The 241-nt window shown below is 46.5% G+C and carries 1 protein-coding gene; it reads left to right on the top strand.

The features are described 5' to 3' along the window. Nucleotides 1-241 (top strand): thioredoxin family protein (locus SB775_RS33260; protein WP_410865563.1); only part of this gene is annotated, 241 nt, incomplete at both ends.

The following is a 241-nucleotide window of genomic DNA, read 5'->3' on the forward strand; positions in this document are numbered from 1 at the left end:
TTGTGGATATTGCACGAGCTTTGGACCGACTTTTGAGAAGGTCATGCAGGAGTACCCCACAAATATCATCGATCGATTGGATATTAACAAAAAGCAGGAGCTGGGTGAGGCGCTGAATTTGGGAGCGGAGGCTACACCTACTATTTTTATCGTGGAGAAGGGGCAAGTCAAAGACAAGCTGGAAGGCGATGTGCCGGAGCAGCATCTGCGGGAATTTTTGCAAAAAAACATGAATGAATCT

The sequence above is a fragment of the Peribacillus sp. SIMBA_075 genome (assembly GCF_046534585.1).